This window comes from Comamonas sp. DB36 (genome assembly GCF_057914905.1).
This window is the reverse complement of the sequence record NZ_CP196631.1, coordinates 3,932,672-3,959,137: the sequence shown is the minus strand read 5'-3', so window position 1 is coordinate 3,959,137 and position 26,466 is coordinate 3,932,672. Positions and strand designations below refer to the sequence as shown.

At 62.4% G+C, this 26,466-nt stretch carries 22 protein-coding genes; 20 read left to right on the top strand and 2 right to left on the bottom strand.

The genetic code is table 11. From position 1 onward, the window contains the following. The first annotated feature begins 17 nt into the window (after positions 1–17). The 6 genes from ACSVDO_RS18530 (at position 18) to slmA (ending at position 6,033) form a co-directional block, all read left to right on the top strand. A complete protein-coding gene (locus tag ACSVDO_RS18530) occupies positions 18–758 on the top strand; it encodes a glycosyltransferase family 2 protein (protein ID WP_489593918.1) in 741 nt (246 codons plus the stop codon). A gap of 102 nt (positions 759–860) precedes the next feature. After that, the gene (locus ACSVDO_RS18525; RefSeq protein WP_489593916.1) at positions 861–1,964 is read left to right on the top strand and encodes an MraY family glycosyltransferase; all 1,104 of its coding nucleotides are present in this window, start codon (positions 861–863) and stop codon (positions 1,962–1,964) included. Positions 1,965–2,067: 103 nt separating this feature from the next. Continuing rightward, a complete protein-coding gene (argB, locus tag ACSVDO_RS18520) occupies positions 2,068–2,958 on the top strand; it encodes an acetylglutamate kinase (RefSeq protein WP_213294358.1) in 891 nt (296 codons plus the stop codon). Between the two features lie 43 nt (positions 2,959–3,001). Next, positions 3,002–3,718 (top strand): response regulator transcription factor, encoded by a 717-nt coding sequence (locus ACSVDO_RS18515; protein WP_332538744.1) that lies wholly within the window; start codon positions 3,002–3,004, stop codon positions 3,716–3,718. 29 nt (positions 3,719–3,747) lie between these two features. Further along, on the top strand, positions 3,748–5,184 hold the full coding sequence (locus ACSVDO_RS18510) for a sensor histidine kinase (RefSeq protein WP_489593913.1): 1,437 nt from the start codon (positions 3,748–3,750) through the stop codon (positions 5,182–5,184). A 156-nt stretch (positions 5,185–5,340) separates the two neighbouring features. Beyond that, positions 5,341–6,033 carry a nucleoid occlusion factor SlmA gene (gene slmA / locus ACSVDO_RS18505; protein ID WP_332538747.1) on the top strand — a complete coding sequence of 231 codons (693 nt, stop codon included), beginning with the start codon at positions 5,341–5,343 and terminating at the stop codon, positions 6,031–6,033. Positions 6,034–6,050: 17 nt separating this feature from the next. On the opposite strand, the gene ACSVDO_RS18500 is transcribed toward slmA, so the two are convergent. Then, entirely contained in the window at positions 6,051–7,475 is a 1,425-nt protein-coding gene (locus tag ACSVDO_RS18500; RefSeq protein ID WP_489593910.1) for a hypothetical protein, read from the bottom strand. Between the two features lie 232 nt (positions 7,476–7,707). On the opposite strand from ACSVDO_RS18500, the gene ACSVDO_RS18495 reads away from it, so the two are divergent. The 13 genes from ACSVDO_RS18495 to ACSVDO_RS18435 all read left to right on the top strand — a co-directional run bounded on the left by ACSVDO_RS18495 (position 7,708) and on the right by ACSVDO_RS18435 (position 24,064). Further along, the gene (locus ACSVDO_RS18495; RefSeq protein ID WP_489593909.1) at positions 7,708–8,355 is read left to right on the top strand and encodes a TetR/AcrR family transcriptional regulator; all 648 of its coding nucleotides are present in this window, start codon (positions 7,708–7,710) and stop codon (positions 8,353–8,355) included. A gap of 50 nt (positions 8,356–8,405) precedes the next feature. Further along, positions 8,406–10,202 (top strand): acyl-CoA dehydrogenase C-terminal domain-containing protein, encoded by a 1,797-nt coding sequence (locus ACSVDO_RS18490; RefSeq protein WP_489593907.1) that lies wholly within the window; start codon positions 8,406–8,408, stop codon positions 10,200–10,202. A gap of 43 nt (positions 10,203–10,245) precedes the next feature. After that, entirely contained in the window at positions 10,246–10,680 is a 435-nt protein-coding gene (locus ACSVDO_RS18485; protein ID WP_489593905.1) for a DUF2147 domain-containing protein, read from the top strand. Positions 10,681–10,735: 55 nt separating this feature from the next. Further along, a complete protein-coding gene (locus ACSVDO_RS18480; RefSeq protein WP_489593903.1) occupies positions 10,736–13,147 on the top strand; it encodes a 3-hydroxyacyl-CoA dehydrogenase/enoyl-CoA hydratase family protein in 2,412 nt (803 codons plus the stop codon). 11 nt (positions 13,148–13,158) lie between these two features. Beyond that, complete coding sequence (locus tag ACSVDO_RS18475; RefSeq protein ID WP_489593901.1) at positions 13,159–14,355, top strand: acetyl-CoA C-acyltransferase; 1,197 nt, start codon at positions 13,159–13,161, stop codon at positions 14,353–14,355. A gap of 103 nt (positions 14,356–14,458) precedes the next feature. Continuing rightward, positions 14,459–15,283 carry an acyl-CoA thioesterase gene (locus tag ACSVDO_RS18470; RefSeq protein ID WP_489593900.1) on the top strand — a complete coding sequence of 275 codons (825 nt, stop codon included), beginning with the start codon at positions 14,459–14,461 and terminating at the stop codon, positions 15,281–15,283. A gap of 30 nt (positions 15,284–15,313) precedes the next feature. Further along, complete coding sequence (locus ACSVDO_RS18465; RefSeq protein ID WP_489593898.1) at positions 15,314–16,099, top strand: enoyl-CoA hydratase; 786 nt, start codon at positions 15,314–15,316, stop codon at positions 16,097–16,099. A 288-nt stretch (positions 16,100–16,387) separates the two neighbouring features. Further along, complete coding sequence (locus ACSVDO_RS18460) at positions 16,388–16,966, top strand: bactofilin family protein (RefSeq protein WP_489593896.1); 579 nt, start codon at positions 16,388–16,390, stop codon at positions 16,964–16,966. 486 nt (positions 16,967–17,452) lie between these two features. Next, the gene (galE, locus tag ACSVDO_RS18455) at positions 17,453–18,460 is read left to right on the top strand and encodes a UDP-glucose 4-epimerase GalE (protein ID WP_489593894.1); all 1,008 of its coding nucleotides are present in this window, start codon (positions 17,453–17,455) and stop codon (positions 18,458–18,460) included. Beyond that, positions 18,457–19,287: an ABC transporter permease gene (locus ACSVDO_RS18450; RefSeq protein ID WP_332548368.1), complete on the top strand. Its 831-nt coding sequence runs from the start codon at positions 18,457–18,459 to the stop codon at positions 19,285–19,287. The genes galE and ACSVDO_RS18450 overlap by 4 nt, the downstream gene beginning before the upstream one ends. Further along, positions 19,277–20,611 carry an ABC transporter ATP-binding protein gene (locus ACSVDO_RS18445; RefSeq protein ID WP_489593892.1) on the top strand — a complete coding sequence of 445 codons (1,335 nt, stop codon included), beginning with the start codon at positions 19,277–19,279 and terminating at the stop codon, positions 20,609–20,611. The genes ACSVDO_RS18450 and ACSVDO_RS18445 overlap by 11 nt, the downstream gene beginning before the upstream one ends. Position 20,612: 1 nt before the next feature. Continuing rightward, positions 20,613–21,986: a methyltransferase domain-containing protein gene (locus ACSVDO_RS18440; RefSeq protein WP_332538765.1), complete on the top strand. Its 1,374-nt coding sequence runs from the start codon at positions 20,613–20,615 to the stop codon at positions 21,984–21,986. 8 nt (positions 21,987–21,994) lie between these two features. Continuing rightward, the gene (locus ACSVDO_RS18435; RefSeq protein ID WP_489593890.1) at positions 21,995–24,064 is read left to right on the top strand and encodes a glycosyltransferase; all 2,070 of its coding nucleotides are present in this window, start codon (positions 21,995–21,997) and stop codon (positions 24,062–24,064) included. Here the strand turns inward: ACSVDO_RS18435 and ACSVDO_RS18430 are convergent. Continuing rightward, the gene (locus ACSVDO_RS18430) at positions 24,061–24,534 is read right to left on the bottom strand and encodes an acyl-CoA thioesterase (RefSeq protein ID WP_489593888.1); all 474 of its coding nucleotides are present in this window, start codon (positions 24,532–24,534) and stop codon (positions 24,061–24,063) included. The two genes, ACSVDO_RS18435 and ACSVDO_RS18430, sit on opposite strands and share 4 nt — an antisense overlap. A gap of 38 nt (positions 24,535–24,572) precedes the next feature. On the opposite strand from ACSVDO_RS18430, the gene ACSVDO_RS18425 reads away from it, so the two are divergent. Next, positions 24,573–26,414, top strand: a complete 1,842-nt coding sequence (locus ACSVDO_RS18425) for an ABCB family ABC transporter ATP-binding protein/permease (RefSeq protein ID WP_489593886.1) — start codon at positions 24,573–24,575, stop codon at positions 26,412–26,414. Positions 26,415–26,466 lie beyond the last annotated feature (52 nt).

Sequence of the window (26,466 nt, the reverse complement as noted above, 5' to 3'; positions counted from 1 at the left end):
TTTATTAGGCGGTATCGATGAGCGGAATTGCTGTATCTATTGTTAGTCATCAACATGGCGTGTTGGTAGATTCCTTGCTTCACCGCTTGTCGGAGATATCGTCACCCCATGTGGCCAGGGTCATTCTGACGCAGAACGTTCCCGAGGCCATGCCGCGCGAGCCCGACGCGGGATGGTCTTTTTCATTGGAAGTCGTCAGAAACGATTTTCCTCAAGGTTTCGGGGCGAATCACAACGAGGCGCTCAAAAATGCAAGGGAAGATTTCTTTTGCATCATGAATCCGGATGTGGTCTTGTTTGATAATGACATCTTCGAGCGCCTTTTGTATGCGGCTTCCTCGGATTGCGCCGGTTGTATCTATCCTCGGCAAATCGATGAAGACGGAAAGTTGCAGGACATCGAAAGAGATATTCCTACTTTCTTTTCGTTGCTGATGCGGTACGCTCGCAGAAGACCAGAGACCGGCAGGGACTGGGTCAATGCCGCTTTTTTGCTGCTGCCATCCAAAGTGTGGCGAGCGCTCGGCGGGTTTGATGTGCGGTATTTCATGTACTGCGAGGATGTCGATTTTTGTCTGCGCTTGCGCCTGTTGGGCTGGAAACTGGTTGCGGCCCCTGTGACGGTGGGCCATGCCGGGCAAAGGGCGAGCCACCGCAATGCACGGCATTTTTTCTGGCATGTGAGCAGTCTTTTGAGACTGTGGACTTCGCCGGTCTTCTGGCAGGCCTGGTGGAAGAAACAGCGGCGCCTTGGTTGAAAAGACGCAATCCTTGTGGATGGCGCAGGATGACGTGAAGCAGTGCCCCTGCCGCCATGGGGTGTGCATGGCGTTGTATGAAAACGAAGAATTAGGGCTTTGATGATCTGGTTGTCAACTATTGCATTTTTTTTCGCCCTGATCTCGGGAGGCATGATCGTGCGCTGGTCAGGCGATCACCACGTGGTCTACGGCGAAGACATGCCGCAGCGCTTTCACTTCGGTGATGTTCCGCGCATAGGCGGGCTGGCCGTGATGGTGGCCCTGCTGCTGAGCTGGAGCGCGGGCATGATTTCAACGGCTTTCTTCGGCGATCTGTCCGCGCTGCGCATGAAGATCTGGGTCGGCTGGTTCATGCTGGCCATCATGCCCGCGGTGATTGGTGGCCTGGCAGAAGACCTGACGCAACGCCTTTCGGTGCGCTACCGCCTGCTGCTCACGGGCTTGACCGGAGTGCTCGGTATCTGGCTGCTCGATCTGGGCGTGCCGCGGCTGGACCTGCCCTGGATCGATGGCGTGCTGGCCTGGGCACCCTGGATAGGCATGGGCATCGCGCTGCTGGCGATTGCCGGCCTGCCGCATGCATTCAACATCATCGACGGTTACAACGGACTCGCGGGCATGGTGGCGGTGATCATCTGCCTGGCGCTGGCCCATGTGGCGCTGCAGGTCGGAGACCGCGCGCTGGCCGCGCTGCTGCTCAGCACGGCAGCGGCCACGGGCGGGTTCCTGGTGTGGAACTATCCGCGCGGCATGCTGTTCGCCGGCGACGGCGGCGCCTATATCTGGGGCGTGGTGATCGCTTTCTCGAGCATTCTGCTGGTGCAGCGCCATGCGCAGGTCTCGCCCTGGTTTCCCATGCTGCTGCTGATCTACCCGGTCTGGGAGACGGTGTTCTCCATTTATCGCAAGCTCATGCGCGGCGACTCGCCGGGCATGGCCGATGCGCTGCATTTCCATCAACTGGTCTACAGGCGTATCGTGTGGGGAGTCTTCCACGATGATGAATCGCGCCAGATGCTGATGCGCAACAATCGCACTTCGCCCTATCTTTGGGCGTTCACGCTGCTCACGGTGCTGCCGGCCGTGCTGTTCTGGCGCAATACGTGGGTCCTGATTGCTTTTTGCGCCCTGTTTATGATCAGCTACGTCTGTGCCTATCTGGCTATCGTGCGCTTCAAGGTGCCGGGCTGGCTGCAGAAGTGAGCCGCTTTACCGTTTCGGCGGGCCCCAGAGCGCACTGCGACACTGCAGTTGCGGCACAATGCCCCGCTTGTTGTTGACTACTTCCCGCCACACGGCCTGCACCATGAACGATATCCTCTCCATTGCCCCGCGCGACAAAGCCGAAATCCTTGCCCAGGCTCTGCCCTATATCCGCAAGTTTCATGGCAAAACCATGGTCATCAAGTATGGCGGCAACGCCATGACCGACCCGGCCCTGCAGGCCGACTTTGCCGAGGATGTGGTGCTTCTCAAGCTGGTCGGGATCAATCCGGTGGTGGTGCATGGTGGCGGCCCGCAGATTGAAACCGCGCTCAACCGTCTGGGCAAGAAGGGCGAGTTCATCCAGGGCATGCGCGTCACCGACGCCGAAACCATGGAAGTGGTCGAGTGGGTGCTGGCCGGCGAAGTGCAGCAGGACATCGTCGGTCTGATCAATCAGGCAGGCGGCAAGGCTGTGGGCCTCACGGGCCGGGACGGCGGGCTGATCCGGGCGCAGAAGCTCAAGCTCGCGGACAACAAGGACCCGAGCATCGAGCATGACCTGGGCCAGGTCGGCGACATCGTGGCGATCGACCCCAGCGTGGTCAAGGCCTTGCAGGATGACGCGTTCATTCCGGTGATCAGCCCCATCGGCTTCGGCGAAGACAACGAAAGCTACAACATCAACGCCGATGTCGTGGCCAGCAAATTGGCCACGGTGCTGCAGGCCGAAAAGCTGATGCTGTTGACGAACACGCCCGGCGTGCTCGACAAGGCCGGCAATCTGCTGACCGATCTCACGGCGCGTGAAATCGACGCGCTGTTTGCCGACGGCACGATCTCGGGCGGCATGCTGCCAAAGATCGCGGGCGCGCTCGACGCGGCCAAGGCCGGCGTGAACGCGGTGCACATCATCGACGGCCGCGTGCCGCATGTCATGCTGCTCGAAATTCTCACGGACCAGGCCTACGGCACGATGATCCGCAGCCACTGAACGTGGCCTGGGCCCTGCGGGGCCATGCATTGGAAGATTCGACATGCGGCTGCTGCTGGTGGAAGACGATGTGATGGTGGCCAGCGGCGTCAAGCTCGGCCTGAGCGATGCCGGCTATGCGGTCGACTGGGTCGGCAGCGCCGAGCGCGCACTTGAAGTGCTGGCGAATGAATCGTTCGACCTGGCGGTGATCGACATCGGGCTGCCTGGCCTCAGCGGCCTGGAGCTCACGCAGCGCCTGCGCCGCAGCAGCATGGACAGCGCCGCCATGCCCATACTGATCCTGACCGCGCGCGACGCGCTGCTCGATCGCGTGCAGGGGCTCGACATGGGCGCCGACGACTACATGGTCAAGCCTTTCGAGTTGCCGGAGTTGCTCGCGCGGCTGCGCGCGCTCGCGCGCCGCTCCCAGGCCGCGACCACGGCAGTGCTGACATTCGGGCCTCTGGAGCTCGATACGGCGGCGCGCAGCGTCGGTGCGCGGGTGGCCGATGACTCTGCCGAAGGCAGCCATCTGCAGCCCATAGATCTCGGTCCGCGCGAGTGGACGGTGCTGGAATACCTGCTGATCCACGCGCCCAAGCCGGCGAGCAAGGACAAGTTGCTGCAGGCCCTGACGGGCTGGGACAAGGAAATCACGCCGAATGCGGTCGAAGTCTATGCTTCGCGGCTGCGCGGCAAGATCGAGCCCTATGGCGTGGCCTTGCGCTCCATCCGTGGCTTCGGCTACCGGCTGGAGTTGGTCGCGGGCGGCGCCTGAAGGCGGCTGCCCCGGCGCCAGGCTGAGCCATGACCTCGAATCTGCGCTTTCGGCTGCTGCTGCTGCTGGTGCTGCCGCTGAGCGTGCTGGCGCTGATGGGCTCGTGGTTCGCCTACCGCTCGGCCGAAGCGGCCGCGGGCCAGCACGACCAGCGGCTGATGCGCTATTTGCCCGCGCTTGCCGAAGCCGTGCTCGCGCCTTCGCTCGACGGCCAATCACCTCCCGTATTGATGCTGCCGCCCATGGTCGAAGAGTTTCTGCGCCAGCGCCAGAACGAGGCCGGCTATGCAATTGCCGACCTCAAGGGCCGGGTGCTCGCGGGCGATACCTGGATACGCGTCGAGGTGCCCAGCACGCGCGTGGCTGAATTCCACAGCCAGGAGTTCGCGGGCATCATGTACCGCGTGGCCGTGCTGCGCGTAGAGACCGCGGGCGCTGGCGAGATGGTGGTGGCGCTGGCCGACGGTTCGGATGCGCGCCAGCAATGGGCGCAGCAATTGCTGCTGCGCGTGCTGCTGCCCAACGTGCTGCTGATCGCGGCCGCAGGGCTGGCGATCTACTGGTCGGTGCGCCAGGCGTTCGAGCCGCTGGTGGCGCTGGCCGACGCCGTCGAGCGCCGCTCGCCGCGCGACCTGAGCCCCATCGATGAAGCCGCCTCGCCCGATGAGGTGCGGCCGCTGCTGCGCTCGCTCAACCGGCTGTTCGCGCTGGTCGATGCCCAGGCCCAGGAGCAGCGGCGCTTCGTTGCCGATGCCGCGCACCAGTTGCGCACGCCGCTCGCGGCGCTGCAGGCCCAGGTCGAAGCCTGGGCGTTGATGGTGCAGTCGGCGCCCGCACCCGCGGATGCGGTAGACCTGTCGCCCGATCGGCCGCGCGAGCGCTCGCTGGTGCTCAGCGCCACGCAGATCCACCAGCTGCGCGACGCCACGCGCCGCACCTCGCAGCTCGCGCGCCAGCTGCTGGCGCTGTCGCGTGCCGACGCGCGCCATGCGCAGTCGCAGCCGCTGCAGCGCGTGGACCTCAAGGACCTTTGTGAAAGTCTGCTCGAAGCCTTCTTCGAACAGGCCGCGGCCAAGAACATAGATTTCGGCCTCGAAGTCGAGCCGGCCAGCGTCTGGGGCCATGCCTGGCTGCTGCGCGAGCTGTTGAGCAATCTCGTCGACAACGCGCTCAAGTACAACCCCGAAGGCGGGCGCGTGACCTTGCGCAGCGGCATGGGTGCGGACGGCGCCTTTCTCGAAGTCGAGGATGACGGCCCGGGCGTGCCCGAAGCGGAGCGCACGCGCATCGTGCAGCGCTTTTACCGTCTGCCTGGCGCTTGCGGTGAAGGCTCAGGCCTGGGACTGGCGATTGCCGACGAGATCGCCCAGCTGCACCAGGCCCGTCTGGTGCTGGGCGAAGGCGCCGAGGGCGTGGGACTGCGCGTGCTGCTGGTGTTTCCGCCAGAGCCCGCTGCGGCGGCTTGAAGCGCTGGGTTGGCGCGCGCGCGAGCCGGCACAGGGCCGGCCGTGCGGCAAGGCTGCTCAGGCGCGAAGATAAATGTCAAGACCATTCAGCGTGAAAACAGTAGGACATGGGAGCGGGTGGCTGTGAGAGAATTATTTACAAATTCCTGATTGCCTATGTCTGAGTCTGAAGTCCTCTCCTCCTCTTTTCTCTCTGTCGTCAGTGATGGCGAGAGCGATGCCGCCGCTGCCGCAGCGCCCGCCACCCGCAAGCGCCCCAAGCCGGGCGAGCGGCGCGAGCAGATTCTGCAAGCGCTGGCGACCATGCTGGAGAAGCCTGGAGCGGAACGCATCACCACCGCTTCGCTCGCCGCCCACCTGCAAGTGAGCGAGGCTGCGCTGTATCGGCACTTCGCCAGCAAGGCGCAGATGTTCGAAGGCCTGATCGAGTTCATCGAACAATCGGTGTTCACGCTGGTGCAGCAGATCGTCGGCCGCGATGTCGCCGATCCCGATCAGCCGAGCATCGATGGCGCGCGCCAGGCTGCGCGCGTCATCGCGCTGGTGCTGCAGTTCGGCGAGCGCAATCCCGGCATGGCCCGCGTCATGGTCGGCGATGCGCTGGTGTTCGAACACGAACGCCTGCAGCAGCGCATGAACCAGTTCTTCGATCGCATCGAATCCACGCTGCGTCAGTGCCTGCGTCCCGTTGCCGATGCGCGCGGCTCGGCCAAGCCCACGGTCGATGCGCAGGTCGCGGCCAGCGTGCTGACCTCGTTTGCACTCGGCCGGCTGCAGCGCTTCTCTCGCTCGGGTTTTCGCCGCCTGCCCACCGAGCACCTCGAAGAGAGCCTGTCGCTGATGATCTGATGCCGGGCCGGCCCGTTTCAGCGTCCCAGCTTGCAGTCGGCCGTCACGCTTTGCAGATAGATGTCGGAGCCCTGGTCCTGGCTCTGGTCTTCCCAGGCGATCAGCGTCTTGCCCGATGCCGACGCGTGGCTGACCAGGCGCGACTTGGCCGATGGCCGCGTGGAGACCGCGAACTGCGGGCACAGTGCGGTGCCTGCGGCATCGAGCTTGATGGCCTGGATGCTGTCGTGCTGGCCGGCGATGGACTGTACCCAGAAAGCCAGCGTTCCATCGTTGAACGTGACGCTGCGCAGGTTGTTGATGTCCTGGTGTCCCAAGGGCTGAATCGGGCGTCCGGTTTCTCCCCATTGGCGCGCGCCGCGCGCATCGAGCTTCTGCGCATACAGGCCGCGCCGGTTCTGTTCCACCGCGCTGTCGAGTTCGGTCCAGAAAAGCGTGGTCTCGCCCGTGGACGGTTGGTAGGTCAGCGAGGGATTGGTGCGTGCCTGCTGAAGGTTGGTTGAAACCGCCACGCCACCGGGCGCGAACGCCGGACTGCCATTGGCCTGGATATGCTGGGCATGGACCTGAAGCTGCGGAGCGATGCTGTACCAGGCAAAGACCGCACCGCCCTGGCCGTCTAGCACGAAGTGCGGAAAGTTGCCCTGTTGCAGCGAACCTGCGTCGAAGACATTCACATGGGCGGGGCCCCACAGCAACTGGCCGCTGGGCGAGATCTTGTTCGCATAAAGGTGCTTGGCGCCCGAAAAGCCGCGGCTGCGGATGAAGGAAACGATCACGCTGCCGTCGCTGGTCGCCTTCAGGTCGGCAAGGCTGTAGCTGTAGTTGGGATCGCTCAGAACGAAGTCCAGCGCGGCACCGCTGGTGGACTTCCACACCGGCTGGCCCTGGGGATCGAGCTTGCGCAGGCGCACGCTGTTTTCGTTGTCCATGCTCCAGCCTATGACCGAATGGCCGTCTGGCAGGGTGGTGATATGCGGCGCATGGCCCGAGGGTGCGGTCTGCGCCTGCCATAGCGGTTTGCCCGCGGGGTCGATCTTGGTCGCGGCGATGGCGCGTGCCTGCGGGTTGCTGCGGTCGTCCTGGAAGGTCAGCAGGGCATTGCCTTGCGCGTCGGTCGCCAGGCCATATTCTTCAGTCCAGCCAAGGCCCAGATTGGCGACCAGCAGGCCCTGGTGCGGAAATTGTTCCTTGCCATCCGGGCCCAGGCGCTGCAGAAAGACATCGTAGCCCTGGGGGGAGGGACCCTGCGGAATCAGTCCGAACCAGCTGACCCACCAATGCCCATCGGCCGTGGCCGCGATCTGCGGCTGCACCTGGGCGGCGCCCGGGACGTTGGCGAGCGGGGTGTTTCTTTGCGAGATGGGGGTCCATTGGCCCCAGGCGCTCGCGCAAAGGCTTAACGCCAGAGTCAGGCTGGCAAGTGGAAGATGGCGTGTCATGGCACTCCTTTCATGCTCATACGGGCGGTGCACCGGATGGTGTGAAAATATTTCAGCATGGGATGGGACCGGGGCCCGGGCTTTGACCTTGCCGCTGCGGTCGGCATCGCGGCGGCATGGCAAGCGCTGCAGGGGGTGGCCAGGTCAAGCGCCTAAGTACTTTCCCCTGTGGTGCATTGAGGTCAGGCGATTGTGGTGCAAAATAGTACGAACGTTCGTTTTATTTTTTTCCATGCCTTCTTCTTCCACCCTGTCGGACCCTTCTCCCAGCGCACGCAGCGAAGTGCGCGGACTGCACAAAGGCCAGCAGACCAAGGCCCATATCCTCGATGCGGCGCTGCATCTGGCGTCGCAGGCCGGGCTCGAAGGGCTGTCCATAGGTGCGCTGGCCGCGGCCACGGGCATGAGCAAATCGGGCGTCTTTGCCCACTTCGGCTCGCGCGAGGAATTGCAGATTTCCGTGGTCCGCGAATACCACCTGCGCTTTGAGCAGGAAGTGTTCTACCCCGCGATGCAGGCGCCGCGCGGCCTGCCGCGCCTGCGTGCGCTATTCGACCTGTGGATGAAACGCACTTCGGTCGAGCTGGACTCGGGCTGCATTTACATCAGCGGCGCGGTCGAGTTCGATGACCGTACCGGCCCGGTGCGCGACGCGCTCGCCGACTCGGTCCGCACCTGGCATGCGGCCATGCGCCGCACCATCTTGCAATGCCGGGAGCATGGCGACTTACGCGCAGATGCGGATGAAGCCCAATTGCTTTTTGAAGTCCATGGGCTCATTCTGGCGTTGCATTACGAAGCCCGCTTCCTGCGCGCCCAGGGCGCGCTGCAGCGTGCGCACCAGGGCTTCGAGAACATTCTGGCGCGCTTCAGCACCTGAAGCGCGCGTCGCGGACCGATCACATCACCATCGATAAAAGGAGACGATACATGCCCAGCTATCAACCGCCTCTGCGTGACATGCAGTTCCTGTTGCACGAAGTGTTCGAGGTCACGCAGGAGTTCAAGGCCATGCCCCGGCATGCCGAGGTCGACGCCGAGACCGTCAATGCGGTGCTCGAAGAGGCGGGCAAGTTCGCCAGCGATGTGATCTTTCCGCTGAACATCAGCGGCGACGAAGAAGGCTGCACGCTCAACCGCGACACCCACGAAGTCACCACGCCCAAGGGCTTCAAGCAGGCCTATGCCCAATATGTAGAAGGCGGCTGGGCCTCGCTGAGCTGCGATCCCGACTACGGCGGCCAGGGCCTGCCATTTGTCGTCAACCAATGCCTGTATGAGATGCTCAACAGCGCCAACCAGGCCTGGACCATGTACCCGGGCCTGTCGCATGGCGCCTACGAAGCCCTGCATGCGCATGGCACGGACGCGCAAAAGCAGCTTTACCTGCCCAAGCTGACCAGCGGCGAGTGGACCGGCTCGATGTGCCTGACCGAAGCCCACTGCGGCACCGACCTGGGCCTGCTGCGCACCAAGGCCGAGCCCCTGCCCGACGGCAGCTACAAGCTCACGGGCAACAAGATCTTCATCAGCGCCGGCGAGCATGACTTCACGAGCAACATCGTGCACCTGGTGCTCGCGCGCCTGCCCGATGCGCCCGTGGGCTCCAAGGGCATCAGCCTCTTCGTCGTACCCAAGTTCCTGGTCAACGCCGACGGCAGCCTGGGCGAGCGCAATCCGATCTTCTGCGGCGGGCTGGAGCACAAGATGGGCATCCATGGCAATGCCACGGCCCAGCTCAACCTCGACGGCGCCGTGGGCACCATGGTCGGCCAGCCCAACAAGGGCCTGGCGGCGATGTTCGTGATGATGAATGCCGCGCGCCTGGGCGTGGGCAACCAGTCGCTGGGCCTGACCGAAGTCGCGTTCCAGAACGCGCTGGCCTATGCCAAGGACCGGCTGCAGATGCGCAGCCTGTCGGGCACCAAGGCCAAGGACAAGCCCGCCGATCCCATCATCGTCCACCCCGACGTGCGCCGCATGCTGCTCACGGCCAAGGCCTATGCCGAAGGCGGGCGCGCGCTGTCCACTTTCTGCTCGGTGCTGATCGACAAGGAGCTGCACCACCCCGATGAGAAAGTGCGCAAGGACAGCGCCGAACTCGTCGCGCTGCTCACGCCCATCGTCAAGGCCTTCATCACCGACAACGGCTGGACCGCGACCACGCTGAGCCAGCAGGTCTACGGCGGCCATGGCTTCATCAAGGAATGGGGCATGGAGCAGTTCGTGCGCGATGCGCGCATCAACATGATCTATGAAGGCACGAACGGCATCCAGGCGCTGGACCTGCTGGGCCGCAAGGTGCTGGGCAACCAGGGCGCGACGCTGAAGAAACTCGGCAAGCTCGTGGGGCGGCTGGTCGAGGAAGAGGGCGTCAGCGAGAAGATGGCCGAATTCATCAACCCGATCGCGCTGCTCGGCGAGCAGATGACCAAGTTCACCACCGAGATCGGCTTCAAGGGCATGCAGAACCCCGACGAAGTGGGCGCGGCTTCGGTCGACTACCTGCGCGTTGCCGGCCATCTGGTGTTCGGCTACCTGTTCGCGCGCATGGCCCAGGTCGCGCTGCGCGAAATTGCCAAGGGCAATGCCGACCCGTTCTACCTCGCGAAGCTGCAGACCGCGCGCTTCTACTTCGCCAAGCTGTTCCCCGAGACCGCGACGCTGATGCGCACCGCGCGCGCCGGCAGCCGCGTGCTGATGGACACCGACGCCGCGCTGGCCTGAGGCGGCGCTGCGGACTCTTGCCTTTTTCTTCGAGGAGGTGCCTATGTTCAAAGCTTTCGCCGCCATGGTCTGCATGGCAATCACCGCGCCCGCCTGGGCGCAGATGACGCCCGTGGGCCTGTGGAAAAGTGTCGACGACAAGACCGGCGAGCCCAAGTCGGAGATCCGCATCACCGAGCAGGGCGGGGTGCTCAGCGGGCGCGTCGAGAAGCTGCTGCGCAAGGGCGCCGACCCCGCGGCGCTGTGCACGGCCTGCACCGACGAGCGCAAGGACCAGCCCATGGTCGGCCTGGAAATCATCCGCGGCGCGACGAAGGCCGAAGGCAAGGATGTGTGGGAGGGCGGCAAGATCCTCGACCCCGAATCCGGCAAGTCGTACACGCTGCGCCTCACCCCCACCGACAGCGGCAGCAAGCTCGATGCGCGCGGCTCGATAGGGCCGTTCGGCCGTACCCAGACCTGGGTCCGCGTTCAATAAGCCACCTGCTTCCACCCGCCCGCGCTGCGGGCCGGTGCATTACATGGAACCCAAGATGTCACGATTTCCTGTGAAGAAAGTCGCCGTGCTCGGCGCCGGAGTGATGGGCGCGCAGATCGCCGCCCATCTGGTCAACGTCAAGGTGCCGGTCATTTTGTTCGACCTGCCCGCCAAGGAGGGCGCCAAGAGCGGCATTGCCGAAAAGGCCATCGCCAATCTGAAGAAGCTCAAGCCCTCGCCGCTGGGCGTGGCCGCCGACGCCGACCTGATCCAGCCCGCGAACTACGAAGAGCACATGAAGCTGCTCAAGGGCTGCGATCTGATCATCGAGGCCATTGCCGAGCGCATGGACTGGAAGACCGACCTGTATCACAAGATCGCGCCTTTCGTCGCCAAGCACGCCATCGTCGCCAGCAACACCTCGGGCCTGTCGATCACGCAGCTCAGCGAAGCCCTGCCCGAAGCCATGCGCGCGCGCTTTTGCGGCATCCACTTCTTCAACCCGCCGCGCTACATGCAGCTGGTGGAACTGATCGCCACGCCGGGCACGGACGCTCACGTGGTCGACCAGCTCGAAGCCTTTGTGACCAGCACGCTGGGCAAGGGCGTGGTGCGTGCCAAGGACACGCCCAACTTCATTGCCAACCGCATAGGCATCGCGGGCATGCTCGCAACGATGAAGGAAGTCGAGAACTACGGCCTGACCTATGACGTGGTCGACGACCTCACGGGCAAGAAGCTGGGCCGCGCGTCCAGCGGCACGTTCCGCACGGCCGACGTGGTGGGCCTGGACACCATGGCGCATGTGGTCAGGACGCTGCAGGACAACCTCAACGCCGACACCGACCCGTTCTATGCCAGCTATGCGACGCCTGCGGTGCTGGAGAAGCTGCTGGCGCTGGGCCAGCTGGGCCAGAAGTCGGGCGCGGGTTTCTACAAGAAGGTCGGCCGCGACATCCTGCGCTTCGAGCTCGAAAGCGAAGACTATGTGCCAGGCGGGCAGAAGGCCGACGAGGTCTATGCGCGCATGCTGAAAAAACCCGCGGCCCAGCGGCTCCAGCTCTTGCGCAACGCCGAAGGCGCGGCCGGTCAGTTCCTCTGGGCCATTCTGCGCAACAGCTTCCACTACGCGGCCGTGCATCTCGAGAGCATTGCCGAAAGCGCGCGCGACGTCGACCAGGCGATGCGCTGGGGCTTTGGCATGCGCCAGGGGCCGTTCGAGCTGTGGCAGGAAGCCGGCTGGCTTGAAGTCGCGAAGATGGTGCAGGAAGACATCGATGCGGGCAAGGCGCTGAGCCGCGCGCCGCTGCCGGCCTGGGTGTTCGAAGGTCCGGTGGCCGAAGCCGGCGGCGTGCACACCGCCGAAGGTTCGTGGAGCCCGGCGCGCAAGGCCTTTGTCGCGCGCCGCGCGCTGCCGGTCTATGCGCGCCAGCTGTTTCCCGAGCGCCTGCTGGGCGAGGCCGGCGAGGGCTTCGAGACCGCGGGCACGACGCTCAGCGAAACCGATGCATTGCGCGTCTGGACGCTGGATGGCGAAGGCGAAGGCAAGGTGCTGATTGCCAGCATCAAGAACAAGATGCACGCGATCAGCCCGGCCGTGATGGAAGGGCTGATGGAAGCGCTGGAACTCGCCGAAGCCGAATACGCGGCCATTGTCATCTGGTCGGGCGACGCGCCGTTCAGCGTGGGCGCCGACCTGCAGGCAACGATGCCGGCCTTTGTGGTCGGTGGCGCCGACGCCGTTGAAAGCATAGAGCAGGAACTGCAGCAGTTGATGCTGCGCCTGCGCTATGCGCAGGTGCCCGTGGTCGCGGGCATTCACGGCATGGCGCTGGGCGGTGGCTGCGAGCTGGCCGTGCATTGCGCGCGCCGCGTGGCGCACATGGAAAGCTATATCGGCCTGGTCGAAGTCGGCGTGGGCCTGGTGCCGGGCGCGGGCGGCCTGACCTACATCGCGCGGCGCGCGGCCGAGAACGCGGCCACTTCCACGGGCAAGGACCTGCTGCCGTTCCTGACCGAAGGCTTCACGGCCGCGGCCATGGCCAAGGTGGGAACCAGCGCGCTGGAATCGCGCCAGCTGGGCTATCTGCTCGACAGCGACCTTATCGTCGCGCACAAGGACGAAGTGCTGTTTGTCGCGCTCAATGAAGCCCGGGCGCTGGCCGCGGGCGGCTGGCGCGCGCCGCACAAGCGGCTGTTCCCGGTCGCCGGGCGCAGCGGCATTGCGACGATACGCGGCTCGCTGGTCAACATGCGCGACGGCGGCTTCATCAGCGACCACGACCAATACATCGCGACGCTGATCGCCGAAGTGGTCTGCGGCGGCGACGTCGACGCGGGCACGCTGGTCAGCGAGGAATACCTGATGCAGCTCGAGCGCAAGGCGTTCTGCGGGCTGATCGCCCACCCCAAGAGCCAGGAGCGCATCCTGGGGATGCTCTCGACCGGCAAGCCGCTGCGGAACTGAAGGAACAGAACATGAAACAGATCCAGGACGCCTATATCGTTGCCGCGACGCGCACGCCCATTGGCCGCTCGCACAAGGGCTTTTTCCGCAACTACCGGCCCGACGACCTGCTGGCCCGCACGCTGCAGAGCGCGCTGGCCCAGGTGCCGGGGCTGGACCCGGCCAGCATCGAGGACATCATCTGCGGCTGCGCGATTCCCGAAGCCCAGCAGGGCCTCAACGTGGCGCGCATCGCGGCCGTGCTTGCCGGCCTGCCGACCAGCGTCGGCGGCATCACCGTCAACCGCTTCTGCGCCTCGGGTCTGTCGGCGGTGCAGATGGCCGCCGACCGCATACGCGTGGGCGAAGCCGATGTGATGATTGCCGCGGGCGTGGAAAGCATGAGCATGGTGCCGATGATGGGCAATGCGCCCAGCCTGTCGCCCAGCATCTTCGAGCGCGAGGGCGACGTGGGCATTGCCTACGGCATGGGCCTGACGGCCGAGAAGGTTGCCCAGCAGTGGAAAGTGAGCCGTGAGGCCCAGGACGCGTTTGCTCTGGCCTCGCACCAGAAGGCGCTCGCGGCCCAGGCCGCGGGCGCGTTTGCCGACGAGATCACGCCCATCGACGTCACCGATCGCGCGCTCGACCTGGCGACCGGCGAAATCGCGCTCAACACGCGCACGGTATCGCTTGATGAAGGCGCGCGCCCCGACACCAGCCTTGAAGGCCTGGCCAAGCTGCGCACGGTGTTTGCGGCGCGCGGCTCGGTGACGGCCGGCAACAGCTCGCAGACCAGCGACGGCGCGGGCGCGCTGATCCTGGCCAGCGAATCGGCCATCAAGCGCTACGGTCTGACGCCGCTGGCGCGCTTCGTGAGCTTTGCCAGCAAGGGCGTGCCGCCGGCGATCATGGGCATAGGCCCCATCGAGGCGATTCCCGCGGCGCTGCGCTACGCCGGCCTGAACCAGCAGGACATCGACTGGTTCGAGCTCAACGAAGCCTTTGCCGCGCAGTCGCTGGCCGTGATCAACACGCTGGGCCTGGATGCATCCAAGGTCAACCCCATGGGCGGCGCGATCGCGCTGGGCCATCCGCTGGGCGCGACCGGCGCCATCCGTGCCGCCACCGTGGTGCATGCGCTGCGCCGCAACAATCTCAAATACGGCATGGTGACGATGTGCGTGGGCATGGGACAGGGCGCTGCGGGTATCTTCGAAAGATTGTGATCCGCCCGTTCGCCCTGAGCCTGTCGAAGGGCCCAGGGCACTAGGCGGGTGGCAAGTCACCCAAACGACCGCCTTCGCGCGGTTTGCACATCACACTGGCTCCATGACCATGACCCATCCTCTTGATTTGGCATTGCAACTGCAGCCGGTATCCCCGGGGCAGCTCGAAGGGCAGACCAGCCCCGATTACTGGAACATGGTGGGGCCGTTTGGCGGCATCACGGCAGCGACCTTGGTCAAGGCCGTGATGGACCACCCGCAGCGGCTGGGCGAGCCGCTGTCGCTGACGGTGAACTACGCGGGCGCGCTCACGGCCGGCGCGTTCACGCTGCAGGTGACACCGGTGCGCACCAACCGTTCCACCCAGCACTGGACGCTGTCGGTGCTGCAGACCGATGCCGAAGGCGAGCTCGTGGTCACGACCACGGCCACCGTAGTGACGGCGGTGCGCCGCGAGACCTGGAGCATCTCCGACGAACCCATGCCCGAAGTGGCCGCACCCGGCGACCTGCAGCGCATTGCGCCGGGCTTTGGCGTCGAATGGCTGTCGCGCTACGAGATGCGGCCCGTGCAGGGCGCGCTGCCCCGGGACTGGGATGGCGCCGAAGCCCCCAGCCTGTCGCAGCTGTGGATGCGCGACGATCCGCCGCGGCCGCTGGATTTTTGCGCGCTGGCCGCTCTGGCGGATGTATTCTTCCCCCGCGTCTGGTTGCGGCGCGCGCGCCAGGTGCCCGCGGGCACGGTGTCGATCACGGTCTACTTTCATGCCAGCCAGGCCCAGCTGCAGACCACGGGCACGGGCTATGTACTGGGCCAGGCCAGGGGCCAGGAATTTCGCAACGGCTTTTTCGACCAGACAGCCCAGCTGTGGAACGAGGCCGGCTACCTGCTTGCAACCAGCCACCAGATTGTCTATTTCAAGGAATGAAAAGCGCGCCGCGCAAGGGAAAATGACACCATGACAGTTACCACCTCCAACGATATCCTGGTGCACACCGAAGACGGTGTCTGCACGCTCACCTTCAATCGGGTTGCAAAGAAGAACTCGATCACCCAGGCGATGTATGGCGCCATGGCCGACGCGCTGACCGCGGCGCGTGACGACGCCGCGGTGCGCGTGGTGGTGTTCCAGGGCGATCTGGCGATCTTCAGCGCGGGCAACGATCTGGGCGACTTCCTCAATGCCTCGGCCAACAGCCTCGGCGGCGAAACGCCCGTGATGCGCTTCATGTTCCAGCTCGCCGACTTCCCCAAGCCCGTGATCGCCGCGGTCTGCGGCCCGGCCGTGGGCATTGGCACGACGCTGCTGCTGCATTGCGACCTGGTCTACGCCGGCGACAACGCGGCGTTCTCGCTGCCTTTCGTCAACCTGGGCCTGTGCCCCGAGTTCAGCTCCAGCCTGCTGCTGCCCCAGCTCATGGGCTACCACCGCGCGGCCGAAGCCCTGCTGCTGGGCGAGCCTTTCCTCGCCGAAGCCGCGCTCGAAGTCGGCCTGGTCAACCGCGTGGTGCCGCCCAGCGAATGCAATGCACTGGCCCAGCGCCAGGCGCGCAAGCTTGCGGCCAAGCCGCTGTCGGCGCTGATGGAATCGAAACGCTTGATGAAGTCGGGCCAGGCAGCCACGGTGCGCACGCGCATGGCCCAGGAAGGCGAGAGCTTCGGCCGCATGCTGCACGAACCCGCGGCGCGCGAAGCGGTATCTGCATTCATGGAAAAGCGCCATCCCGACTTCAGCAAGGTTTGAGCTGATTCGCGGTCGACTCAATTGAAGCCTGGAGCTGGCAGGACGCTGCGCATGGCGGCGCATTGCCGGCGCCCACTGACGGTTGTCGGCTGCGCTGCGCGACCGGCATGTGTTTTCCGTCGGGATGAAAGGTGCCTGTTGCTTTTCCGCAAAACCCTCGCACCTGTGTGATCAAGAAACGCTTGCAAGCATATGCATCATTCGAGGCGATTGGTTACTTTTCTTGCGAGATGAGGGCGTTTGTTGCCCGGATGACGTTCTAGCATGGACGCTTTCCAAGGAGAGACCATGGCCGTGCAGAACCCGTTTTTTGGCAAGCGTGAAAGCGACACTTTCACTCCCCGCAGCCCCGCCGTAGGCGTGGCATCGACCAGCAGCAGTTTTGGCGCCAGCCAGGCGGCTGGCCAAGCCGGCACGAGTGCGGTGTCGACGCCCGCCAGCGCCGCTGCGGTGGCGCAAAGCCAGGGCGGCAGCCGGTTGATCGTGGGCCCCAACATCAAGCTCAAGGGCGTGGAAATCACCGATTGCGACACGCTGGTAGTCGAAGGAACGGTAGAAGCGACGATGGATTCGCGCGTGATCGAAATTGCCGAGCAAGGCGCTTTCCATGGCACGGCCGAGATTGATGTCGCTGAAATCCGCGGAGTGTTCGACGGCACGCTGATCGTGCGCCAAAAACTGGTCATCTATGGCACGGGCAAGGTCAGCGGCAAGATCCGCTATGGCAAGGTCGTGATCGAAGAAGGCGGTGAACTCACGGGCCAGATCGAAGCCGGCTCGGCGGTCAAGACGCCGGCATTGGCGCCCAGCAGCAGCGCGGCGGGTACCAGCGTGGTGCGCGATGTCGCGGGAAGCGTGACCGCCTGACACCCACAGGCCCCGCTGGCTGAGGCGGGCAGTGCCTTGCAACGGCCCTGGCGTCGCAGCTTCAATTCATTTCGCCGCGCCAGGCGCAGGAGCGCGGTCTGCCGATGCAGGCGCGGCACAACGCTTTGACCTTGCGGGGGCCTGCAGCCGCAGGCCGACAGCTCCCTCTACGCTTGAAAAGACCGGGCATCACTAAAAATTGCCGGCCCGTCATCAGGTGTGTCCATGCTGCACTTCAATTTTTCACGCCAGAGGCTGCGGTGTTGAGAACGTGCTGGGGCAAATGTTAAAATTCTGCGTTTTTCCGCATGCCGGGCGATGACATGTGGTTCCGAGCAACGCAGCCCCTGAAATTTGCCCTCAAAGCGTGGCTTCTGCGCGTTTTCCCGGTATCAGACGGTTTGAAAATTGCGAACTTGCTGATTGCGTCGGAAAATTAATATCAATTTTCTGTGCAGGGCCGGTAATTTTTGAGTAGAAAGCCGCATGAATATTTTGATCACTGGTGGAGCCGGTTACATCGGTTCGCATACTTGCGTTGAATTGCTCAATGCGGGGCACGATATAGTTGTCTTCGATAACTTTGCCAATAGCCATCCCGAGGCTTTGAAACGAGTATCGCAGATAACAAAGAAGACTTTTCCCATAGTCAAGGGAGATGTCCGTGACCAAGCGGCGCTGGAAGAAACCATCAGGCAATATTCCTGCGGTGCAGTCATCCATTTTGCCGGCCTCAAGGCGGTAGGCGAATCGGTGGAGAAACCGCTCGATTATTTCGAGAACAATGTCGTCGGCACGCTGTCGCTGCTGCGTGCGATGCAATCCACGGGCGTGAAGACCTTGGTTTTCAGTTCATCGGCCACAGTCTATGGCGAGCCGCAACAATTGCCGCTGACCGAGAGCCATCCTCTTTCCACGACGAATCCTTACGGCCGCACCAAGTTGATGGTGGAAGATATTCTGCGCGACCTGTACCGTGCCGAACCTTCGTGGCGCATTGGCATTCTGCGTTATTTCAATCCCGTGGGCGCGCACTCCAGCGGCCTGATAGGCGAAGACCCGCAAGGCATGCCCAACAATCTGATGCCCTATCTGGCACAGGTTGCGGTGGGCCGGCGCGAGCACCTCAGCGTGCTGGGCAACGATTACGACACCGCCGATGGCACCGGGGTGCGCGACTACATCCATGTGGTCGATCTGGCGCTGGGCCACCTCAATGCCTTGGAGAGCCTCGACCAGGCGCAATGCTTTGCCGTCAACCTGGGCACGGGTGTGGGCTACAGCGTACTTGATGTGCTCAAGGCGTTCGAGGAGGCCAGCGGTCGCCCCATCCCTTACAAGATCGTGCCGCGCCGCGCCGGCGATGTTGCCGCCTGCTATGCGAGCACGGCACAGGCACAGCAGATGCTCCACTGGAGCGCGACGCGTGGCCTGGCCGAAATGTGCCGTGACCACTGGCGCTGGCAGATGAACAATCCGCAAGGATACGCATGAACCCGCACGCACGACAACCGATATCGCCGCTGTCCGCGCTGCGTTCCATCGTTGGCAACAGAAGCCTCATTTACTCGTTGGCCAAGCGCGAGGTCCTGGGGCGTTACAAGGGATCGGCGCTGGGACTGGCATGGAGCTTCTTCAATCCGGTGCTGATGCTCACCGTCTATACCTTTTTCTTTGCGGTGGTTTTCAAATCACGCTGGGGAACGGCTGGGTCGGATAGCAAGACCGAGTTTGCGGTCATATTGTTCGTAGGCATGATCATTCATGGGGTCTTTGCCGAAATTCTCAATCGTGCGCCGCGGTTGATCATTGATAACGTCAATTATGTGAAGAAGGTGGTATTCCCGGTGGAGGTGCTTCCTGCGGTGAGCATCTGCGTTGCCTTGTTTCATGCGGCTGTCAGCATGGTGGTTCTTTTGCTGGCATTCGTGATTTTCAACGGATTTCTGCAATGGACCGCGGTGTTTGTCCCCTTAGTCGTTTTGCCGCTGGTCATTCTGTCGTTCGGCGTTTCATGGTTTCTTGCCTCTCTCGGCGTTTATTTGCGAGATGTGTCGCAGACCATAGGCCTTCTGACCGCAGTGCTGCTGTTTTTGTCTCCTGTCTTCTATCCGATTTCTTCCCTCCCCGAGAACATTCGCCCGTGGATCATGGCGAATCCGCTGACCTTCATTATCGAGCAGTCGCGCGATGTGCTGATCTGGGGAAAGCTGCCGAATTTTTCCGGGCTTGCAATTTATGCAGGCATTGCCGTGGTCGTCGCGTGGGTAGGTTACGCATGGTTTCAGAAAACTAAAGGTGGGTTTGCGGATGTTCTCTGATGACTTGGCGATTTCAATCGTCGGCGTATCCAAGGTCTACAACATATATGACAAGCCGCAGGACAGGCTCAAGCAGATGTTGTGGAAGCAATCCAGAAAGCTCCACGACGAATTCTGGGCGCTCAATGACATCAATTTCGATGTCAAGAAGGGCGAGACCGTGGGCATCGTGGGCCGCAATGGTTCGGGCAAATCCACTTTGCTGCAAATCATTTGCGGCACGCTCATGCCCACCTATGGTCATGTGGAACGCAGAGGACGTTTGTCTGCGCTGCTGGAACTGGGATCGGGGTTCAATCCCGATTTCACGGGGCGCGAGAACGTTTATCTGAGTGGTGCGATTCTGGGCTTGTCGAAAGACGAAGTGGATGCCCGATTCGACAAGATCGCGGCCTTTGCGGATATTGGCCAGTTCATTGACAGCCCCGTCAAGCACTACTCCAGCGGGATGTTCGCCCGATTGGCATTCGCGGTAGTCATTCACGTCGATCCGGAAATTCTGATCGTCGATGAAATCCTCGCGGTGGGCGATGCGGCCTTCCAGCGCCGCTGTCTCGCGAAGTTCTACGAAGTGCGCGACCGCGGCTGCTCCATTCTGTTCGTCTCCCACGACCAGTATCAGGTCAAGTCCGTGTGTGAAAGAGCGGTCTACCTCAAGGAAGGCCGGCAGATTCTCTTCGGTTCTGCAGGACGGGTCATCGATCAGTACATGATCGAGTTGGAAGAGCAGATCGCCGGCAGCGCCACCGGGGCGCTGAAAAAGAGCCTTCAGGAAGAATCACCTGCAGGACAGGACGCGGCGCAGGAGCCTGCGGCCCAGGAGGCGGCCGGCAGCGAATCCGCAGCCAGCGACGACAGCCACGCATCGGTCGAGCGTCTGTTCAAGATCGGCAAAGTGGAGCTGACCAATCAGGCAGGGACTGCCGTCGATGTGATCAAGACCGGTGAAAATGTGAAGCTCACATTCGACTTCGTGGCCTTGGTCGACAAGCCGCCGGAAAAAATCAGCTTCGTCTTCAACCTGTACCGGCATGACGATCTTTATCTCTGCGGGACCACGACCTTGATGGACAAGATTCCCGTATATCAATCGTCGCAGGCCGGAAAAGTCACTATTGATTTTCCCAATTTCCCTCTGCTCAGCGGAAAGTACAAATGGCGGGTTGCCATCAATGATGATGGCGGCTTCATCACCTATGCTGAAGCCAATGAGGTGTGCCCGTTCCGGGTTGACGATGATTTCAAGGCCGTAGGCATGTTCAATGTTGACCGGGAATGGAGTTATCAGCGCTACGACACTCATCGCATAGAACAAGGAAAATAAAGTGGAAAGATTAGATACCTCGCTGGCGCCGGAACGTCCAAATATTGAAGCGTCGATTCACTTTGCCCGTTATGCGATCGCCACGCCGTTTGTCCAAGGCAAGAAGGTGCTGGACATCGCCTGCGGCGAAGGTTACGGCAGCCACCTGCTCAAGCAGGCCGGTGCCAAGCAAGTCGTCGGTGTGGATGTTTCCGACGAAGCGGTCAACCGGGCCAAGAAGTCGTTTTCTGCGCCCGGCGTCGAATTCATGGCTACGGACGCGGCCAGCGTCGAGCGCGAATTCCCGCTCGAATATTTCGATGTGGTGGTTTCGTGCGAAACCATAGAGCATATCCAGGATCCCGCGAGATACCTTCAATCGCTCAAGAACGTGGCCAAGAAGGACGCGGTCTTCATCATCAGCTGTCCTAATGACTACTGGTATTTCCCGGAAGACCATCAGCGCAATCCGTATCATGTGCGTAAATACAATTTTGAAGAATTCAAGGAACTGACGGTCGGCATTCTGGGGAACAACGTCAGCTGGAGCGTGGGCACGGCCGTCATGGGGTTCGGTTCTACGCCCCTCGATGTCAAGAAGGATTACGAACCTGTGCCTGCGAGCTGGATGTCGTTCAAGCAGCTCGGCGGTGCCTACCTCGTCAATGGCTCGGGAGAGCTCGAAGTCACTGCGGCCAATTGCAGCTACTTCTTCGGCGTGTGGAACGCCGCCGATGCGCCCAGCGGCGCGGCGGTGTTTCCCGTGAGCATGGACTCCTATGCGCGCATGGTGCAGGCAATGGAGTCGGAGCCTGCGGTACATCCGCATGAAGCTCTGCCGGAAGCCGCGCCAGATTGCACGCACGAGTCGAACGCATTGCGCGCGCCCACCGGTGACGTGATTCCCGAGGTCCGCAAGGCCAGTTTGCTTTATGAGGCTTCGTCCGCGGAAAATCTGGTGCTGCGCGAAAGCCTGCATTTTTCAACGGGAAGTGTGCAGGCGCTGCAAACGGACGTGAATACCCTGCAGGCCCAGGCGCATACCCTCCAGGCCCAGGCCCATGCATTCCAGTCTGACGCCCATGCGCTCAAGGCCCAGGTGCATACCCTTCAGTCCGAAGTGCATGCGCTTCAGGCAGAGGTGCTGACCCATCAGGCACAGATCCGCCATCGCGAGGCCGAGGTCCAGACACTGGAAACGCAAGCGCATGCGCTCAGGGGTGAATTGAATGCTTTCGCGGCAGAGGTGCCGGTATTGCAGGCCGAAATCGAGCGTTTGACCGTCGAATGCGCAATCATGCGCGTTTCGCACGATCGCTATGTGCGTTTGCGCAATATCGTTCCGCAGCCCGTGCGGACCCTGGCGCTCAAGGTGGCACGAGCTGTTCGCAGGTAAGAACAAGAATGAATGATCACGATTTGGGTTTTGTTCCCGGTCTGGAACGAGGAACTTACATATTCGACAAGGCGCATGCTCTTCTGGCGGTCGACGCCTGGAAGGAGATTGGCCCGAATATCGGAAGAAATGGCGAGAATCTGACGATCTCCTTTCTTTCGCTGAATCGTGCATCATTGTCGATCAAGCTTCTGCAGTCGATAGAAAAATGGATGCCGGGTTTTGCGGGTGAGGTGTTGATTGTCGACAACGGTTCCGTGCAAGAAGAGCTCGCACTGCTGCGCAATTTCTGTTCCGGGATGACCTGCCGTCACCGTATTGTCGAGCTGGATAAGAACTACGGCGTTTCCGGCGGAAGAAACAGAACGCTTCCCCATGTTCAGACCGAATGGCTGATGTGTCTGGATAATGACATATATTTCACTGCCAATCCACTGCTGAAGCTTCAGCAGGATCTGGCCGTCTTGGGATGCCATTTCATCAGCTTGCCATTGCTCGAGCCCGATGGTGATACGCTTTTTGCCCGCGGCGGACATCTTTTTGTTTCACACTACGATCGCCAACTGCATATTGGCGCCGGCAGTGCTGTCGTTGCGCAGAAGATCCAGAACAAGATGGGTCATCCCTTCTTGAGCACGTTCCTGTTTGGCGGCGCATGTGTGCTCAAAAAGGAGACTTTCCTGCTCGTGGGCGGATACGATGAAGGGATGTTTGTCGGGTTTGAAGACATAGACTTCTCCATCCGACTTTTCCAATCGGGTTACAAGGTCGGTACCGCCTCTGAATGCTTTCTCATTCATGACCATCCGATTCCAGATTCAAATGCCGATCGGGATTATGAAAGAGAACGTTTTTCACGCCGGGTGCTGAAGCAATCCGCCGCGCATCTGGAGAGAAAGCATGGTTTTTCGATCTGGAGTGACGTGGTCGATATCTGGCTTGCCTCGCGTCAAAATGAACTCGGTCTTCATAGTGATGCAGTAGCGCCGCCAGTGCTCGCGAATCAGTGCGGAAATCGCAGCGGAAAAACAAAGATTGCGCTGATCATCGATACGGATAATTGGGCGTTTGGAAATATTGCGCGACAGCTGCAAAACCATCTGTCCCATCGTTTCGAGTTTATCGTGATTCCCATGGATATCATTGATAACATCGATCAAGTGTTCGTGTTGGCGCGCGATTGCGAGGTGGTGCACTTCTTCTGGCGTGAACACCTGACCTTGATTGGAACGCCTTACTTCAAGAGCTATGCTGAAAATCTTGGCATGTCTTATGAAAGTTTTCACGAGCGTTTCATTGCGAGCAAGCAGCTCAGTACCAGCATCTATGACCATCTGCTGCTGCAACCGGAAGATCTGAGTGCCCGTACCCATATTTTCTCCGAGCTGCTTGCCGGCTATACGGTAGGCTCGGAGAAACTCCAGGCCATTTACTCCCAGGTCCCGGGATATCCCGCGCCCACGGCCTTGATCGAGGACGGTGTCGACCTGCACAAGTTCAAGCCTCTCAACCTGGAGCGCCTCCAGGAAGTCGGCAGGCGTGCGCTGGTGATCGGCTGGGTGGGCAACAGCAAATGGGCCGGTGAACTCGAGGACTTCAAGGGGGTTCACTCGATTCTCAAACCGGCCATCGAACGCCTGCAGAGCGAAGGCATTGCCGTCACAAGCCTTTTTGCGGATCGCCAGGAAAGATTCATTCCGCACGATCAGATGCCGGAGTACTACAGCAAGATCGATCTCTATGTCTGCACGTCAAAGATAGAAGGCACGCCGAATCCGGTGCTGGAGGCCATGGCCTGTGGCGTGCCCGTGGTCAGCACCGATGTGGGTATCGTGCCCCAGGCTTTTGGTGAGTTGCAGAAGAAGTTCATCCTGCCCGAGCGCAGCGTGGAAGCGCTCATGGACAGCGTGCGCGCGATCGTGCAGGAGCCCGAACTGCTCACGCGCCTGTCGCAGGAGAACATGGAGCGCATCAAGGCCTGGGACTGGTCTTCCAAGGCCGAGAAATTCGGCGCCTATTTCGACCAGCTGATTGCAGCGAGGAAGGCCGACGAAATGCGCCGGCTGTCGCAGCCCTAGGCTTTTTGTGCCGGTGCGCTGGCGGCGTTGCGCTGAATGGCGCTGCGCCAGGCCGCGATCTGCGCGTTCTCCGGCAGGGCCTGGGGCTTGCCTTCGCTGTCGATGGCGACATAGGTCAGCAGCGCTTCGGTCACTTTGACAAAGCGGCCCTGGTCGTGGAAGCGCTCGGCATAGACTTCGACGTCCACGGTGACGGACGTGCGGCCCACGCGGCGCACGCTCGAATAGAACGACAGGATGTCGCCCACGCGCACCGGCTGCTTGAAGATGAATTCATTGACGGCCACGGTGACCATGCGCTGGCCTATGCGCGAGGGCAGCACCGAACCGGCGAGATCGACCTGCGCCATGACCCAGCCGCCGAAGATGTCGCCGTTGGCGTTGACATCGGCGGGCATGGGAATCACCTTGAGCACGAGATCCTTATCTGCGGGCAATGGGTGGGGAGGAAGGTCTGGACGCGGAGGCATTGGCACAATCAGGAATATAACAACAGGAATTGTCCCCGATGCGCCGCTCTGCCGAATCTTCTCAGGATTTACCCGTACCCGCTTCCCCAGCTTCCGGCGCCGATTGGGCGACGCTCAAGCGCCTGCTGCCCTATCTGTGGGAATACAAGTGGCGCGTGCTCGCGGCGCTGCTGTTCATGGTCGCGGCCAAGGTGGCCAACGTTGGCGTGCCCGTGCTGCTCAAGGAACTGGTCGACGCGCTGACGCTCAAGCCCGGCGATGCGGCCGCGGTGCTGGTCGTGCCCGCGGCCATGCTGCTGGCCTATGGCGCGCTGCGCTTTTCCACATCGCTGTTCACCGAGCTGCGCGACCTGGTGTTTGCCAAGGCCACCCAGGGCGCGGCGCGCAGCATCGCGCTCACCACCTTCGAGCATCTGCATGCGCTGAGCCTGCGCTTTCACCTCGAGCGCCAGACCGGGGGCATGACGCGCGACATCGAGCGCGGCGTGCGCAGCACCGAGTCGCTGATCTCGTATTCGCTCTACAGCATCCTGCCAACGCTGATCGAGATGACGCTGGTGCTGACCATCCTGGCGCTGCGTTTCGACGTCTGGTTCGCGGTGATCACGCTGATCGCGCTGGCGTTGTACATCGTCTTCACGGTGCAGGTGACCGGCTGGCGCACGCGCTTTCGCCGCGAGGCCAATGCCCAGGAGTCGGCAGCCCATACCAAGGCCGTGGACTCGCTGCTGAACTACGAGACCGTCAAGTACTTCAACAACGAGGCGTTTGAAGCGCGGCGCTACGACGAGAACCTCGAGGAGCTGCGCCGCGTGCGTCTCAAGAGCCAGACCACGCTGAGCCTGCTCAACGCGGGCCAGCAGATCATCATTGCCACGGCGCTGGTCGCCATTCTGTGGCGCGCCACGCAGGGCGTGGTCGACGGCCGGCTGACGCTGGGCGATCTGGTGATGGTCAATGCCTTCATGATCCAGCTGTACATACCGCTGAATTTCCTGGGCGTGATTTACCGCGAGATCAAGCAGAGCCTGGTCGACCTGGACCGGATGTTCGTGCTCATGGACCGCGAACGCGAAGTCGCCGACGCGCCCGATGCCCGGCCGCTGCAGTCGGCCGAGGTTCCCGCGGTGCGCTTCGACGACGTGCATTTCGCCTATGACCCCGCGCGGCCCATCCTGCGCGGCGTGAGCTTCGAGATTCCCGCGGGCAGGACCGTGGCCGTGGTCGGCCCCTCGGGCTCGGGCAAGTCGACGCTGGCGCGCCTGCTGTTCCGTTTCTATGACGTGCAGCAGGGCCGGGTGACGATAGCCGGCGAGGACATCCGCGGCCTGACCCAGGCCAGCGTGCGCCAGGCGATAGGCATCGTTCCCCAGGACACGGTGCTGTTCAACGACAGCGTCGAATACAACATCGCCTACGGCCGCCCCGGCGCCAGCCATGACGAGGTGGTCGCCGCGGCGCGCGCCGCGCGCATCCATGACTTCATTGCCGGCACGCCCCAGGGCTATGCGACGCGCGTGGGCGAGCGCGGGCTCAAGCTGTCGGGCGGTGAAAAGCAGCGCGTGGCGATTGCGCGCACGCTGCTCAAGAACCCGCCCATCCTGATCTTCGACGAAGCCACGTCGGCGCTGGACTCGGCCAACGAGCGCGCGATCCAAGCAGAACTGCAGAGCGCGGCGCGCAACAAGACCACGCTGCTGATCGCCCACCGGCTGTCGACCGTGGTCGATGCACACGAGATCCTGGTGCTCGACGCAGGCCAGATTCTCGAGCGCGGAAACCATGGACAGCTGCTGGCGCTGGGCGGACGCTATGCGCAGATGTGGGCGCTGCAGCAGAGCCAGTCGGTGGGCGAGGGCGCCCCAGCCGTGCTGGCCTGAGGCCGGGAGCAACAGGGTGGACAATGCATTTTTTTGTGCCTTGCCCTCCACC

What these genes read in the sequence shown, in the direction of transcription:
- ACSVDO_RS18450 (WP_332548368.1), top strand. Translation starts at nt 18,457, where the DNA reads ATGAACCCGCACGCACGACAACCGATATCGCCGCTGTCCGCGCTGCGT.
- ACSVDO_RS18495 (WP_489593909.1), top strand. Translation starts at nt 7,708, where the DNA reads ATGCCTTCTTCTTCCACCCTGTCGGACCCTTCTCCCAGCGCACGCAGC.
- slmA (WP_332538747.1), top strand. Translation starts at nt 5,341, where the DNA reads ATGTCTGAGTCTGAAGTCCTCTCCTCCTCTTTTCTCTCTGTCGTCAGT.
- ACSVDO_RS18425 (WP_489593886.1), top strand. Translation starts at nt 24,573, where the DNA reads ATGCGCCGCTCTGCCGAATCTTCTCAGGATTTACCCGTACCCGCTTCC.
- ACSVDO_RS18510 (WP_489593913.1), top strand. Translation starts at nt 3,748, where the DNA reads ATGACCTCGAATCTGCGCTTTCGGCTGCTGCTGCTGCTGGTGCTGCCG.
- argB (WP_213294358.1), top strand. Translation starts at nt 2,068, where the DNA reads ATGAACGATATCCTCTCCATTGCCCCGCGCGACAAAGCCGAAATCCTT.
- ACSVDO_RS18430 (WP_489593888.1), bottom strand. Translation starts at nt 24,534, where the DNA reads ATGCCTCCGCGTCCAGACCTTCCTCCCCACCCATTGCCCGCAGATAAG.
- ACSVDO_RS18460 (WP_489593896.1), top strand. Translation starts at nt 16,388, where the DNA reads ATGGCCGTGCAGAACCCGTTTTTTGGCAAGCGTGAAAGCGACACTTTC.
- ACSVDO_RS18485 (WP_489593905.1), top strand. Translation starts at nt 10,246, where the DNA reads ATGTTCAAAGCTTTCGCCGCCATGGTCTGCATGGCAATCACCGCGCCC.
- ACSVDO_RS18530 (WP_489593918.1), top strand. Translation starts at nt 18, where the DNA reads ATGAGCGGAATTGCTGTATCTATTGTTAGTCATCAACATGGCGTGTTG.
- ACSVDO_RS18465 (WP_489593898.1), top strand. Translation starts at nt 15,314, where the DNA reads ATGACAGTTACCACCTCCAACGATATCCTGGTGCACACCGAAGACGGT.
- ACSVDO_RS18515 (WP_332538744.1), top strand. Translation starts at nt 3,002, where the DNA reads ATGCGGCTGCTGCTGGTGGAAGACGATGTGATGGTGGCCAGCGGCGTC.
- galE (WP_489593894.1), top strand. Translation starts at nt 17,453, where the DNA reads ATGAATATTTTGATCACTGGTGGAGCCGGTTACATCGGTTCGCATACT.
- ACSVDO_RS18470 (WP_489593900.1), top strand. Translation starts at nt 14,459, where the DNA reads ATGACCATGACCCATCCTCTTGATTTGGCATTGCAACTGCAGCCGGTA.
- ACSVDO_RS18500 (WP_489593910.1), bottom strand. Translation starts at nt 7,475, where the DNA reads ATGACACGCCATCTTCCACTTGCCAGCCTGACTCTGGCGTTAAGCCTT.
- ACSVDO_RS18490 (WP_489593907.1), top strand. Translation starts at nt 8,406, where the DNA reads ATGCCCAGCTATCAACCGCCTCTGCGTGACATGCAGTTCCTGTTGCAC.
- ACSVDO_RS18445 (WP_489593892.1), top strand. Translation starts at nt 19,277, where the DNA reads ATGTTCTCTGATGACTTGGCGATTTCAATCGTCGGCGTATCCAAGGTC.
- ACSVDO_RS18435 (WP_489593890.1), top strand. Translation starts at nt 21,995, where the DNA reads ATGAATGATCACGATTTGGGTTTTGTTCCCGGTCTGGAACGAGGAACT.
- ACSVDO_RS18525 (WP_489593916.1), top strand. Translation starts at nt 861, where the DNA reads ATGATCTGGTTGTCAACTATTGCATTTTTTTTCGCCCTGATCTCGGGA.
- ACSVDO_RS18475 (WP_489593901.1), top strand. Translation starts at nt 13,159, where the DNA reads ATGAAACAGATCCAGGACGCCTATATCGTTGCCGCGACGCGCACGCCC.
- ACSVDO_RS18480 (WP_489593903.1), top strand. Translation starts at nt 10,736, where the DNA reads ATGTCACGATTTCCTGTGAAGAAAGTCGCCGTGCTCGGCGCCGGAGTG.